Annotated in this window: 12 protein-coding genes; 11 read left to right on the forward strand and 1 reads right to left on the reverse strand. The window is 63.3% G+C overall.

The features are described from left to right. Nucleotides 1–83: 83 nt before the first annotated feature. Nucleotides 84–1,124 carry a helix-turn-helix domain-containing protein gene (locus SO140_RS12995; RefSeq protein ID WP_498542635.1) on the reverse strand — a complete coding sequence of 347 codons (1,041 nt, stop codon included), beginning with the start codon at nucleotides 1,122–1,124 and terminating at the stop codon, nucleotides 84–86. 198 nt (nucleotides 1,125–1,322) lie between these two features. On the opposite strand from SO140_RS12995, the gene SO140_RS13000 reads away from it, so the two are divergent. The 11 genes from SO140_RS13000 to SO140_RS13050 all read left to right on the forward strand — a co-directional run bounded on the left by SO140_RS13000 (nucleotide 1,323) and on the right by SO140_RS13050 (nucleotide 12,883). After that, nucleotides 1,323–2,312, forward strand: coding sequence for an alpha/beta hydrolase (locus SO140_RS13000; RefSeq protein ID WP_498542636.1), 990 nt, complete (start codon nucleotides 1,323–1,325; stop codon nucleotides 2,310–2,312). Nucleotides 2,313–2,390: 78 nt separating this feature from the next. Further along, nucleotides 2,391–3,272, forward strand: coding sequence for an alpha/beta fold hydrolase (locus SO140_RS13005; protein ID WP_498542637.1), 882 nt, complete (start codon nucleotides 2,391–2,393; stop codon nucleotides 3,270–3,272). A 262-nt stretch (nucleotides 3,273–3,534) separates the two neighbouring features. After that, nucleotides 3,535–4,365, forward strand: coding sequence for a transporter substrate-binding domain-containing protein (locus tag SO140_RS13010; protein WP_498542638.1), 831 nt, complete (start codon nucleotides 3,535–3,537; stop codon nucleotides 4,363–4,365). Then, nucleotides 4,362–5,129, forward strand: a complete 768-nt coding sequence (locus SO140_RS13015) for an amino acid ABC transporter permease (protein ID WP_498542639.1) — start codon at nucleotides 4,362–4,364, stop codon at nucleotides 5,127–5,129. The genes SO140_RS13010 and SO140_RS13015 overlap by 4 nt, the downstream gene beginning before the upstream one ends. After that, nucleotides 5,119–5,922 (forward strand): amino acid ABC transporter permease, encoded by an 804-nt coding sequence (locus SO140_RS13020; protein ID WP_498542640.1) that lies wholly within the window; start codon nucleotides 5,119–5,121, stop codon nucleotides 5,920–5,922. Before SO140_RS13015 ends, SO140_RS13020 begins: the two co-directional genes overlap by 11 nt. A 3-nt stretch (nucleotides 5,923–5,925) precedes the next feature. Then, entirely contained in the window at nucleotides 5,926–6,702 is a 777-nt protein-coding gene (locus SO140_RS13025; RefSeq protein ID WP_498542641.1) for an amino acid ABC transporter ATP-binding protein, read from the forward strand. A 45-nt stretch (nucleotides 6,703–6,747) separates the two neighbouring features. Continuing rightward, nucleotides 6,748–8,058 (forward strand): LLM class flavin-dependent oxidoreductase, encoded by a 1,311-nt coding sequence (locus SO140_RS13030; RefSeq protein ID WP_498542642.1) that lies wholly within the window; start codon nucleotides 6,748–6,750, stop codon nucleotides 8,056–8,058. Between the two features lie 154 nt (nucleotides 8,059–8,212). After that, entirely contained in the window at nucleotides 8,213–9,715 is a 1,503-nt protein-coding gene (locus tag SO140_RS13035) for a sugar ABC transporter ATP-binding protein (RefSeq protein ID WP_498542643.1), read from the forward strand. A 3-nt stretch (nucleotides 9,716–9,718) separates the two neighbouring features. Continuing rightward, nucleotides 9,719–10,750 (forward strand): ABC transporter permease, encoded by a 1,032-nt coding sequence (locus SO140_RS13040; RefSeq protein WP_498542644.1) that lies wholly within the window; start codon nucleotides 9,719–9,721, stop codon nucleotides 10,748–10,750. A gap of 35 nt (nucleotides 10,751–10,785) precedes the next feature. Further along, nucleotides 10,786–11,820, forward strand: coding sequence for a substrate-binding domain-containing protein (locus SO140_RS13045; RefSeq protein ID WP_498542645.1), 1,035 nt, complete (start codon nucleotides 10,786–10,788; stop codon nucleotides 11,818–11,820). A 25-nt stretch (nucleotides 11,821–11,845) separates the two neighbouring features. Further along, nucleotides 11,846–12,883 carry a substrate-binding domain-containing protein gene (locus SO140_RS13050; protein WP_498542646.1) on the forward strand — a complete coding sequence of 346 codons (1,038 nt, stop codon included), beginning with the start codon at nucleotides 11,846–11,848 and terminating at the stop codon, nucleotides 12,881–12,883. Nucleotides 12,884–12,924: the final 41 nt, after the last annotated feature.

Below are 12,924 nucleotides of genomic sequence, written 5' to 3' on the forward strand. Positions count from 1 at the left end.
CGGTGTGTCGCGGCACTTTTCGCCTCGCCGGGTTGCGTCGGAGTGTGCAGTATCGATGGGACGCCGTAAGGCGTTCCCGTTCGTCAGGCTCCCATCATTGCTCCAAGCGTTTGCAGGCGTAGCCGAACGGCACCGTCGCCGTCGCGCGGGGAGGCGCTTTCGGCGCGAACTTGGCTTGGCGTAGTGCCGGTTGTGACCTTCAGGAACCGGCGCAGGCTTCTGGCGTCGGAATAGCCGAGTTCTGCTGCAATGGCTTCGACGCTGTCGTCGGTATCTCGTAGGCGGCGGATCGCAGCCGCAGCCAAGGTGCGTTCGCGCGCGTGACGAAATCCGCCGTCAATTGCCAGCCGTCGCCGCAGGGTGGATATGCTCACGTCGGCATTCTCAGCGAGATCTTTCAGCCGCAGCTGGCTGCCTTCGCGTAGATCCCCGCAGCCATTTGACGACTGCTCTCGCGGCTCGACAAAGTCGAGCCACAATCGAAAACACTCCCAGTGCGGGTTGGCCCCGGCCCGGCCCGAGCCGCGCTTGCTGAGCAAAGCGCGCGCAAACCGCATCCCGGTGACGGGCCCGTGGCGCACGGGGGCGCCGAGGGCGAAGTGGCGCCGGCCAAGATTGAAGTGAAAGGCATCGCGGGTTGTCACGTCGACGACGGGCATTGCCGTTCCAAGAAAGTACATGCAATGCATGAACACCCAGCTGAGGTAGATGTCCTCGAGTAACACGGCATCCGCGTCCCGCGCCGAGTCAGCGCGAACATTCAGAATCGCGAGGTCACTTGTGGTTTTGAGCTCGATCTGGACGGCGCTGGATGCGGTTCTATAGAGCCGCCCGACCGAGAGGATCGCGTCTTCCAGCGTGGCGCAGCCAAGGGCAACTCTCAACCCGAGCGCGGTGTAGGCGGGGTCGATGCGGCTGCGCGTCAAGCCGTGGGCCGCATCGCTGACCCCGAGCGCGGTGTTCAGGCACAGCAACAGATATTGCGCGGGGCCGACCACGTCTCGGTTGTCGCCGTAACGCAGGTCGATGAGTGATGCCGCCATCATCTGCTCGAACGGCAGGCCTTGGCGAACCGCGCCGCTGACGTGCCGGGTAATCCAGTCGAATGGCATGCGCTGATACATGGAGCCTCACAACCGTCGAGCTGTGGTGCCGATTCTAGGGGCAAACCGGAAGGGTCGCAATTCACCTCCGGGCGGGATCGATGGGCAGCGCTTGCGTCTCTGAGCGCTTTTGTCCCCCCAATCTGCATGTTTCGGTCAGCGCGCGACCACGGGCCAATGGCTACGCTTGGAAGCGACATGGCAGCCATGGAGCATCCGATGGATCAGATTACCCCGCAGCGTCAACGTTCGCTGGAACTCGAGCAGGCCTTCGCTCATCTCGCCGGGCTGGCTGCATCGGCCGATCTGGCCGGCATCTCTGATCCGCTCCTGCAATTCGTTGCCGTCATCAGGGCCCTGATGCCGCGCTATGGCGACGTTGGTACAGGACCAGACCTCACCGGCATCGAGGTTGTACCTGTCGATGCCGGTGGGGTGCCGGCGGAGTGGATTCTTGCGCCCGGCGCTGATCCCGCGCATCGCCTGGTCTACATCCACGGCGGCGGCTGGGTTGGCGGTTGTCCTCGCGACTATCGAGCCCTGGCGGGCACACTGGCAAGGCTCTCCCGCGCTGCCATTCTTATGGTTGATTATCGTCTGGCTCCCGAGCACCGTTTTCCTGCCGGCCTGGACGATTGCGTCACCGCCTTCCGCTGGGCTTCGCTCCATGGACCTGATCCGCACCGCCAAAGCGGGCATGAGGCGCAGGTGCATCTCAGTCTTGTCGGCGATTCCGCCGGCGGGAATCTGGCGGCGGCAACCTGTCTGGAACTGGTCGCCAGGGATGCGCGCGTGCCCGACCGCCTGGTGCTGATCGCCGGCACGCTCGACAACCAGTCGCCGGCCGACCGGGCCGGGATAGACGACCAGGTTGCGACGGCGGAATCTCTGGCAGCTGCCATCGTCGCGTATCTCGGTCCGGACGGAGATCCATCGGACTATCGCGTCTCGCCGGTTCGTGCACCGCGCGCGCTTCTGACCGGTTTCCCACCGACGCTATTGCAGGTGAGCGCGATCGAGACGCTCGCCTATGACAGCCGGAAATTCGCAGCGCTGCTCGCGGATGCTGGCGTCAGGGGCAACCTGAGCACGTGGCCGGAGCTTCCTCACGTCTGGCACGCCTTCCTGGGACTATTTCCCGAGGCGACCGACGCGTTGCGAGAGATTGCTGATTTCGTGAACGGAGGCATCGGGCCTTCTCTCCGCTAGTCGAGCTGGTTGATCTCTGGCGGACCGCGTGCAGGTCGACTAACAAGGCATCTGTCGAACGATGACAGGACGGTTGCCATGTTTGAAGGATTCGAACGCCTCGATGTCCAGACTGAAGACGCGACGATCGCTGCGTTCATCGGCGGGAGTGGTCCTCCACTGCTCCTGCTTCACGGATATCCGCAGACGCACGTCGCCTGGCATCGCATCGCGCCGGTTCTGGCGCGCGACTACACCGTGGTTGCTACGGATTTGCGGGGGTACGGCGACAGTCGCGGTCCGCAGCAGGCGAATGCATCGGCTTACTCCAAGCGGACGATGGCGCGCGACCAGCTCGCGGTCATGAAGCGGTTCGGGTTCGATCGCTTCGCCGTCATCGGACATGATCGTGGTGCTCGGGTCGGCTACCGGCTGGTGCTGGACAATCCCGGAATCGTGCGCGCTTTCGTATCCCTGACTGTGATCCCAACCAGCGAGGTCTGGGCGCGCGCCGACAAGGATTTTGCACTCGGCGCCTATCACTGGCTCCTGTTCGCGCAACCCTACGATCTGCCTGAACGGCTTTTGGCCGGCGATCCCGATTTCTTCCTGGACGGGACGCTGCGAAGAATGGCCAAGGACTTGAACGCCGTGACGGACGAGGCCCGCACGATCTATCGGGGCGCGTTCCGGCGACCGGAGGTGCGGCATGCGATGATGCAGGATTATCGCGCTGGTGCCGGCATCGACCATGAGCACGATCTTGCCGATCGCGCCGCCCGGCGTGTCCTCGATTGCCCGGTGCTGGTTTTGTGGGAGCAGGGCAGGTTTGGCGAGACCGATACGCCGCTTCGGATCTGGAAGAGTTGGGCGACCGACGTCGATGGGTGGGCGATTCCAGGCGGCCATCTTCAACCGGAAGAGCAACCCGAAGCCGTGCTCGACGCCGTCGGTCCGTTTCTCGCGCGCAAGCTGAAATGATCGGACGACCTTCCGAAAGATTTCGACTGAAATCCAGATGAAATGTGGCAGGATATTTTTGAGCAGCACTCATGAGAGTGAGATCTTTTCTTATTGCGCGCCCTGGCTTTTCACTGCGTCGGTCGCTCGCTAAACCCATCGCAGCCGGCCGCGCGGGCCTGCGGCTCCAACAGCCTCATCTCGTATCGGATGGATTCCGTCGGGGCCGACGCTGCAGTCGCCCGGCGCGGTAAAACTCCTCGTACCGAACGATTGTAGCAGCATGAGAATCCGCCGTTACTGCCTGCATGTGGCAGCCTTGGTCGCCGCTTGCCGTCTGCTGTTGCCCGTCGCCGCACAGGCCGATGCGACATCGGACAAGATCAGGGAACGCGGAACCATCACGTTCGGGGTCATCCTTTCGGGGCCGCCCTATGGCTACATCGATCCGAAGACGAAGGAAGAGTTCGGCTTCAACATCGACCTGGCGCGGGAAATCGGCCGTCGTCTTGGCGCCAACGTCGCGCTGGTGCCGGTCACGCCGCCCAACCGGGTGCAGTTCCTCCAGCAGGGCAAGGTGGACGCCCTGATTGCCAACATGGAGTGGACAGCGGAACGCGCGGAGATCCTCAACTTTGCCCCGACGCCCTTCTTCAGGGTCGGGGGCGCATTGTTGGCCCGCAAGAGCGCGGCGATCAAGCAATGGAGCGATCTGAAGGGCAAGCCGGTCTGCGTGTCCCAGGGCAGTAACTACGCCAAGCCGCTGGCCGAGGAGTTCGGGGCCCAGGTCAAGGGCTATCCGAACCAGCCGGAATCGCTGCTCGCCCTGAAGGGCGGCAATTGCGTCGCGGCCGTGCATGTCGCCGGTACGTTGCGTGCGCTGGTGAAGGACAGGGCGGAGGAATGGCAGGATTTCGAGCTGCCGCTTGCTACCGATCTCATCCCGTCCGATGGCGTGGTCTGGGTCCGCAAGGGAGAGGCCGACATCCAGGCGCGGATCGATGCGATCCTGAAGGAGTTGCATGGCTCGGGCTTCATTCTTGGCATTGCCGAGAAGAACGGGCTCGCGATTGACGACTTCCTGCGCGAGGCGAATGCACGCTTCAAGTCATGATAGCCGCATCCACTGGCTGGTTCGTCGACGAGCCTCTGGCGCTCCTGGTCCGATGGGCTCGCGATGCCGGTCTCAACTACGGCTTCCTGCTCGACGGCTATGAGCGCCCGATCTGGAACGAGGGCGTGATCACGACCGTTCTGCTGGTGCTTTGCTCGATCCCGGTCAGCCTGGTCGGCGGAGCAATTCTGGTGGCGACGCTCACCTCGTCGCGTTCGTGGCTGGTTTGGCCGACGCGCGCCTTCATCGAGCTGACACGGAACACGCCGACACTGGTGCAGCTTTACTGCGCCTTCATGGTGCTGAACATGCTGGTGAGCCAGGCCTTGGGCGGCGTCGAGCGCAATCCGCTCACGCCGTTCTTCTGGGTCGTGGCGGTCGCCGGGCTTCACATCGCGGCCTTGCATGCCGAGTCGCTGCGCGCCGGTCTCGAGGCGGTGCCGCTGACGACGCTGGAGGCGGCGCTATCGCTTGGCTTCAGCCGCAGAGAGCTGTTCTGGCAGCTCGAAATGCCGCTCGCCTTTCGCGTCGCCTTGCCGTCGATCATCAACAACCTGGTCAACCTCGTGAAGCTGACTTCGATCGGCTCGGCGATCGCCGTCGGCGAGATCGTCTATGCCTCGATCATGATCTGGACCGCCCATGACAACGTGATCGAGCTGATGGTGTTGATCCTGGCCGTCTTCGGCGGATTGAACCTGTTGGTCTCGCTCGCCGGCCGATGGCTCGAGCGACAATTGAGGGTGGCAAGTCATGGCCTTTGACGGCACGCTTGCCGGCCTAAGGCCGGATCCGGTCGTTCGGCCGTCCGCAATGTCCGGCTGGCTGTGGGTGGCGATCACGACCTTGGGGGGATCGTTGCTGTTCGGCGTCGCGTTCCCCAATTCAGCCCATACGCTTCTGGAGTGGTTTCCGCTGCTCGCGAGCGGTTTTGGCGTCAACGTGGCGCTCACGCTCATTGCCGTGTCGGCCGCAACCCTTGCCGGCACGCTGATTGGATTGGCCGAGCTTTCGCCGCGACGCTGGCTGCGCTGGCCTGCAGCGCTTTACGTGACGGTATTTCGCAACGCGCCGTACCTCGTTGTCGTGTTTGCGGCGAGTTATACGATTCCCTTCGAGTTTCGCCTGCTTGGTACGACGATTCCCTTTCCGGACTGGCTCAAGGCCGCCATCGGCCTTGCCCTGCCGGCAAGCGGGCATATTGCCGAGCTCGTGCGCGGTGCGGTGCAGTCGATCCCGGCAACACAATGGGAAGCGGCAGCGGCCATCGGTTTCTCGCGCTGGCAGACGCTGAGCTGGATCATCCTTCCGCAGAGTTTCCGCCGCATCTTGCCGCCCTGGACCAATCTTTGCGCCTCCGTGGCGATGAACAGCGCGCTGGCTGCGCTCGTCGGCGTTCAGGACCTGCTTCACACCGCCAATGATGCCTCCACGGCGGTTCGGCGCACCGAGTTCACAGTGGCGATCTATCTCCTGATCCTGCTGTGGTTTTTCCTGTTTTGCTATCCACTGTCACGAACGACCCGCTATCTCGAGCGCCGGCTCGCTCAGGCTTGACCCATGACTACCATTCTTTCTTCCATTGACGACTCTGCGCGGCTGGTCCGACTCCGTGACGTGCACTTGAGTTTCGGCGCGACGGCGGTGCTGAAGGGCATCAATTTTGACGTCAGGAGAGGCGAGACGATTTCCATCATCGGTCCCTCCGGAACTGGAAAGTCGACTATCCTTCGCTGCATCAACGGCCTCATCGTGCCGCAGCAGGGCCAGATCGCCGTCAACGGCATCGAGGTGACTGCTCTTACGACCGAAGCGCAGCGCATTGCGCTTCGCAAGAAGATCGGTTTCGTGTTCCAGCAGTTCAATCTCTTTCCGCACCTCACGGTGCTCGAGAACATCACCATCGCGCCGATCCGGATTCTGGGTCAGCCGCGCGCAGAAATGGAAGCCTTGGCGCGTGAGCTGTTGAGCCGGGTGCATCTCAGCGGCAAGGAGAAGGCCTATCCATCGCAATTGTCAGGCGGCCAGCAGCAGCGCGTCGCCATCGCCCGCGCGCTGGCGATGCGGCCGGACCTCGTGCTGTTCGACGAAGTCACGTCCTCGCTCGATCCCGAGATGGTGAGCGAGGTCCTTTCCGTCATCAAGGAATTGGTCGCTGACGGATTGACCGGAATTCTCGTCACGCATGAGATGCGGTTTGCCGAGGAATGTAGCGACCGTATCCTGTTCGTCGAAGACGGAAAGATCGCGCTCGACGACACACCGGCGCTGGCGTTTGGGCCGCAGGCCCCGTCGCGGCTGCAAGCCTTCATCCGAGGCGCCCGGCAGGGCGCCTGACCTGCCCTGCCTCTCAACTCCACTCGTCCAGGCTGATTGTCCATCATGAGCTCCTTCAAGCGTCAAATTCATCTCGGCCTGTTCCTGCAGGGTGCCGGCCATCATGCCTCGGGCTGGCGCCATCCGGATGCGCGTTCCGGCAGCGACAATTTTGGCCATTTGCTCGAGGTCACAAGGCTGGCCGAGCAGGCGAAGTTCGATCTGGTCTTTCTCGCCGACGGTCTGACGAGCGGCAAGGGCCACCATCCCTCGACGGCTGCGCGGCTTGAGCCGCTGACCCTGCTTGGCGCGCTCTCGACCGTGACGAGCAGGATCGGTCTCGCCGCGACGGCATCGACCACCTATGGCGATCCGTTCCATCTCGCCCGCGCATTCGCGTCGATCGATCATCTTAGCAGCGGGCGCGCGGCTTGGAATCTGGTGACCACCTCCTACGCCCGGACCGCTGCCAATTTCGGTCGCAACGCTCATTTGGACCACGCTGACCGTTATGCCGTGGCCGAAGAATTTGTCGACGTCGTGAAGGGGCTTTGGGATGGCTGGGAGGAAGACGCCCTGCCCAAGAACAAGGAGACGGGCGTCTACTATGTTCCGGAGAAGCTGCACCCCTTGAACCATAACGGCCGCTATTTCTCGGTCCAAGGTCCGCTCAACATCCCCCGTTCGCCGCAGGGACATCCGGTCGTCATTCAGGCCGGTTCGTCCGATCGGGGACAGGCTCTCGCGGCACGAACTGCCGATGTGGTCTTCACCGCGCAGCAGACGCTTGCGGAGGCGCAAGGCTTTTACGCCGCGCTAAAGGCGCAACTTCCGGCGCATGGCCGCACGGCTGATGACATCGCGATCATGCCGGGCTTCCTTCCGATCATCGGCCGAACGAAGAAGGAGGCGCAGGAGAAGCTTGATCAGCTCGAGCGCTGGACCGACGCAGCGGAGGTGCTACCGCTTCTGTCCGAGCGGCTCGGCCACGACATATCCGCGTTCGACCTCGACGACCCGCTTCCGGACCTGCCTGAAACCGAGCAGCTCAAGAGCCGGCAAAAGCTGCTGATCGAGCTCGCGCGACGCGAAAACCTCACGATTCGTCAGCTCGCCCAGCGCGTCGCAACATCGCGCGGGCATCACGTTCTCCTGGGCACGGCCGAGGAGGTCGCCGACGAATTGCAGGCGTGGTTCGAGAACGGCGCCGCCGACGGGTTCAACATCATGCCGGCTTATTTCCCCGGCGAGCTCGTCAACTTCACCTCGCAGGTCATTCCGATCCTGCAGGAGCGGGGGCTGTTCCGGCGCGATTACGAGGCAGACACCTTGCGCGGACATTTCGGTTGGCCGCGTGTGCGAAGTCCATACGCTTGAGCGCGTAAGGGGACGTCATCGCGTAGAGAATTGTCATTGTCGAGATGCGGCGTATTTCGATGCAGATGTTTCTTTCAACGCTCCTAGTTTGAAAACCATTCCGCCAGGTTTGCCGATACGATCATCATCGTAGGCCTTGCGGGAATGTTAGCTGGTGCAATCGAATACGTGGACGGCGCACATCACTCCCGGCAAAGGGCTGGAGGTTCGCGGATTATCAAAGCGCTTTGGTCCGACCGTTGCGCTCGATGACGTCGCGCTCACAGTTGGTGCGGGCGAGATCGTCGGGCTGATGGGCGCGAACGGCGCGGGAAAGTCGACGCTGGTCAACATCCTTGCCGGCGCTCTGCACGCTGACGCCGGTGAGGTGCAGCTCGACGATGCACCATTTCGGCCGGCGTCGCCAAGAGATGCGATCGCGGGAGGCGTCGTTGCGATCCATCAGGCCACTGACCGGGCCGGGGTTCCCGGGCTTACCGTTGCCGATGCGCTTCTGCTTGATCGCTTCGCTGACGGCCGCGCGGGGCTGCTTGTCTCACGGAAGTCGGTTCGGAGCGAGGCCGGGATCATCGCCCGTCGTGCAGGCTTTGATCTGCCGCTCGACGCGGATTTTGGCGATATCGGACCGGCGGAGCGCCAACTGGTTGCGATCGCGCGTGCGCTCTCGGCCGATCCGAAGCTCCTCATTTTGGACGAGCCGACCGCGAGCCTGTCGGCGTCGGAGGCCGATCGGCTCTTCTCGATCCTGGAAGGTCTGGCCGGGCGCGGCCTTGCCATCATCTACATCTCGCATCGCACGGCCGATCTGGCGCGGCTCGCGACCCGCGTGGTCGTGCTGCGCGGCGGCCGCGTGGTTGCAACCCAGTCGCGCCCGATCAATTATTCGGTCGCTCTCGAAGCAATGATCGGCCGGCCGGTCGCGAGCGTCAGGCCGCCGTCACGCCCGGGGGGCGCATCGAGGCTCCGTATCCGCAAACTCCGCTTCTTCCCCGACAGTCGCCAGATCGATCTCGACGTCCGCGAAGGGGAGGTCGTCGCGCTGATCGGTCCGCTCGGATCCGGCAAGAGCCGGTTGTTGAACATCCTGTTCGGCAGCCAGACCGCGGATGCGGGCGAAATCGAGCTGGACGGCGAGCCGTTCCGTCCGGCTTCACCCCGCGATGCGATCGCCAGTGGGGTCTTCCTGGCCGGCGAAGACCGCAAGCGAACCTCGTTTGTGCCGTCGGATTGGCCGGGAGGGACCGTGGCCGCCACGATCGCTTTGCCGCATCTTCGACGCTGGTTTCCGTTCGGCCTTTTGCTGGGCAACAGGGAGCGGCAGGCGGCAAACCGCGCCGTGTCGCGCCTCGGCATTCGCGCCTCCGGTCCGTTCGCTCGCCTCGACACGTTATCCGGCGGCAATCAGCAGAAGGTTGTTCTCGCGCGCTGGCAGGCGGAGCCTGCGCGGCTGCTCCTGCTCGATGAGCCTTTCCAGGGTGTCGATGTCGGAGCAAGGGCCGACATCATCGCGGCAATTCGCGCGCAGCAGGGCGTCGCCACGCTCATCGCCACATCGGACGCGGAGGAGGCCTTCGAGGTCGCAGACCGGGTGCTCCTTCTCGACGAAACCGGACTTCATGCCGCAGGCGACACCGTCGCGATATCAGCAGGATCCTGATTCATGACCGCTACGACGGAACTACTCGCCGCAACACCCACGCGTACGGCCAATCAATCTCTGTTCGAATATGTGCGTCGCTGGGCCGTGTTCGCGCTTCTTGTTGGCCTGATCGTTGTCTTCTCGTTGCGTGAGACAGCCTTCCTGACGCTACCGAATGTTATGAGTGTCTTGCAGGCCGTCTCGGTGGTGGCGATCATCGGGGTCGGCGTGACGATCTCGATTGCGGTCGGCGGTTTCGACCTGTCTGTCGGTGCTGTCGCCGCGTCCAGTGTCATGACGGCAAGCTACGCCATGGTGGTCTGGCACTTCGGCGCGGTCGAGACGGTTCTTTTCGTCCTCGCACTCGGCCTTGGCGTTGGTCTCATCAACGCATTTCTCATCGTACGGCTTAACGTACCCGACCTGCTCGCGACGCTCGCGGTGAACTTTCTCCTCACCGGGCTTCAGCTCATCCCCACGGCGGGACGCTCCATCGCCACGGGCCTCATCTTGCCGGATGGAAAAGCTGCGAACGGTGTGTTCGACCCTGCGTTTCTGAGCCTTGGCCGGACGCGCCTGTTCGATGTGGTGCCGCTTCCAGTCCTGATCATGCTCCTGGTCGCGATCGTCGCCGGAATCTTCACCGAACGGACGAGGTTTGGCCGGTTGATCTTCGCGGTCGGCGGCAACGAACTGGCCGCCCATCTTGCTGGCGCGGCGTCGGGCCGGCTGAAAGTGTTGGCCTACGGCCTGTCCGCCAGCCTAGCCGCCCTCGGCGGCGTCATTGTCGCGGCCCGCGTCGGTCGCGGCGACGTGTCTTCGGGCGCATCGCTTCTGCTCGACGCCGTGGCGGCGTCCTTGATCGGCTATGCGGTGCTCAATGCTCGCCGCCCCAACGTGTTGGGGACGGTCGTGGGTGCGATCTTCGTCGGCGTTCTTCTGAACGGCCTGACCATGCTGAACGTACCCTATTACACGCAGGACTTCGTCAAGGGCGTCGTGCTGGTCGGTGCCCTTGCTCTCACCTACGGCTCCGCGCGCCGGAGGCGTTGAATCCTTCACTCACCAGAAGAACCGGGGAATCCACCATGAATTTGCGCACGTTCCTGCCTGCTGCTGTCTTTACGGCTGTGATCGCTATCGCTCCCGCCGGCGCCGAGGGCATCGCCGGTGCACCACCGCCTTTCGATAAGGGCAGCGTCAAGGTAGCGCTCGTCAGCTATATCTCCAGCGGCGACTTCTTCGAGGCCTACCAGTCGGGCGTGCAGGCCCAGGCCAAGAAGCTCGGCATCGACCTGCGCATCTTCCCGGGCAAGCAGGATGCCGCAGAACAGCGCTCGCAGATCGAACAGGCCGTTACCCTGGGCGTCAAGGCCATCGTGATTGACCACGGTTTGCCGGAATCGCTGAAAGACGTCGCCCAGAAGGCCGTCGATGCTGGCGTCAAGGTCGTCGCTTTCGACGTCAATCTCGACAATGCAAAAATCCCGCAAGTCGAGCAGAGCGATCACCAGCTTGCTCGCCTAGCGCTCGAACAGGCGGTGAAGGAGAATGGCGAGAGCTTTGCCGCCGGCTATGTCTATGTGGCCGGCTTTGCGCCGCTCGACCGCCGCAACGAGGTCTGGGAAGAGTTCAAGAAGAAGTATCCCGGCATCAAGGAAGCCGCCCGGTTCGGCATCGTCAACGCCACGACCGCGGCCGGTGTTGCCGATCAGGCCAAGGCTGTGCTTCGCGCGCACCCGGAAATTACCGTCGTCTTTGCTCCCTACGATGAATTCGCGCGCGGCGTGAAGCTCGCCGTGAACGAACTGGAGCTGCAGGGCAAGGTGAAGATCTATTCGGCCGACGTCTCCACGGCGGACATCCATGAAATCACCGAGCCGAACAGTCCGTGGGTGGCGACGGTTGCGACCAACCCGGCGGTGGTGGGCGCAGTTTCGATCCGCGCGGCCGCCCTTGCCGTGGCCGGCACGGATCCCGGTCACGCGATCACCGTGTCGCCCGTACTGCTGACCCAGAAGGCGTTGGCCGAGAGCGGTGTGAAGACCGTCGAGGAGCTCTCGGCCAAGATTCCGTCATTCGGTTCGTCGTCGGCCGCGAAGGCCGCCTGGATTTTGGAATGAACTCTTGAGTGTTGAGGACATGAGAATGATCAAGTTTAAATCCGCGATCTTCGCCGGCGCTGCGATGCTGGCGCTCTCCGCACCCGTATCGGCTGGCGGGCTTCCGGGGGCACCGGCGCCGTTTGAAAAGGGCGGCGTGAAGATCGCCGTCGTCAACTTCATCGGTGGCGGCGACTGGCTCCAGGCCTTCGAAGCAGGGACCAAGCGGCAGGCCGATGCCCTCAACATCGACCTGCGCATCTCCGAAGCGCGTCAGGATCCCGATGCCCAGCGCCGGCTGATCGAGGATGCCATCAATCAGAAGGTCGACGGCCTCATCATCAACAACGGCAAGCCTGAGGCCTTGAAGGACGTCGCCCAAAAGGCGCTCGATGCCGGCATCAAGGTCGTCGCCTATGATGTCAATCTCGACAATCCGAAGATCCCGCAGGTCGAGCAGAGCGATGCCGACATGGCGCGCCTTGTGCTCGATCAGGCGATCAAGGAACAGGGCCACGGAATCAAGGGCGGTGTCGTCTATGTCGCGGGCTTTGCGCCGCTCGATCGTCGCTATGCCGTCTGGAAGGAGTTCGGAAGGACCCATGGTCTGGAGGAACGCGCGGTCTGGGGCGTCGTGAACGATTCCGTGCCGGCTTCGGTGGCCGACCAGACCAAGGCCGTGCTCCGGGCGCATCCGGAAATCACGGCCATCTTCACGCCGTGGGATGAGTTCGCGCGCGGAGTGAAGCTCGCGATCGACGAGTTGGGCGTTGCCGACAAGGTGAAGATCTACGGTGTCGATATCTCCACGTCGGACATTCAGGCGATCATCGAACCGAAGAGCCCGTGGGTGGCGACGGCGGCCACCAACGCGGCGGTTGTCGGTGAAGTCTCCGTGCGTGCGGTGTCGCTGCTCGTGGCCGGTCAGGATCCGGGTCGCTCCGTGCTGGTGCAGCCGCGTCTGGTGACGCGGGCGGATCTTGTCGACAACAACATCAAGACCATCGAGGATCTGGCGGCCAAGGTCCCGGCCTTCAGGACCAGCGAGGCGGCCACCGCACCCTGGATTCCATCGGTCAAATGACGTTGAAGCGCCGCGGGTGCAAATCTGCCCCGCGGCGCTCC

The organism is Bradyrhizobium sp. UFLA05-108, from assembly GCF_059803455.1.

Coding starts and splice junctions, on each gene's coding strand:
- SO140_RS13010 (WP_498542638.1), top strand. CDS start 3,535: ATGAGAATCCGCCGTTACTGCCTGCATGTGGCAGCCTTGGTCGCCGCT.
- SO140_RS13000 (WP_498542636.1), top strand. CDS start 1,323: ATGGATCAGATTACCCCGCAGCGTCAACGTTCGCTGGAACTCGAGCAG.
- SO140_RS13025 (WP_498542641.1), top strand. CDS start 5,926: ATGACTACCATTCTTTCTTCCATTGACGACTCTGCGCGGCTGGTCCGA.
- SO140_RS13015 (WP_498542639.1), top strand. CDS start 4,362: ATGATAGCCGCATCCACTGGCTGGTTCGTCGACGAGCCTCTGGCGCTC.
- SO140_RS12995 (WP_498542635.1), bottom strand. CDS start 1,124: ATGTATCAGCGCATGCCATTCGACTGGATTACCCGGCACGTCAGCGGC.
- SO140_RS13045 (WP_498542645.1), top strand. CDS start 10,786: ATGAATTTGCGCACGTTCCTGCCTGCTGCTGTCTTTACGGCTGTGATC.
- SO140_RS13040 (WP_498542644.1), top strand. CDS start 9,719: ATGACCGCTACGACGGAACTACTCGCCGCAACACCCACGCGTACGGCC.
- SO140_RS13020 (WP_498542640.1), top strand. CDS start 5,119: ATGGCCTTTGACGGCACGCTTGCCGGCCTAAGGCCGGATCCGGTCGTT.
- SO140_RS13030 (WP_498542642.1), top strand. CDS start 6,748: ATGAGCTCCTTCAAGCGTCAAATTCATCTCGGCCTGTTCCTGCAGGGT.
- SO140_RS13005 (WP_498542637.1), top strand. CDS start 2,391: ATGTTTGAAGGATTCGAACGCCTCGATGTCCAGACTGAAGACGCGACG.
- SO140_RS13050 (WP_498542646.1), top strand. CDS start 11,846: ATGATCAAGTTTAAATCCGCGATCTTCGCCGGCGCTGCGATGCTGGCG.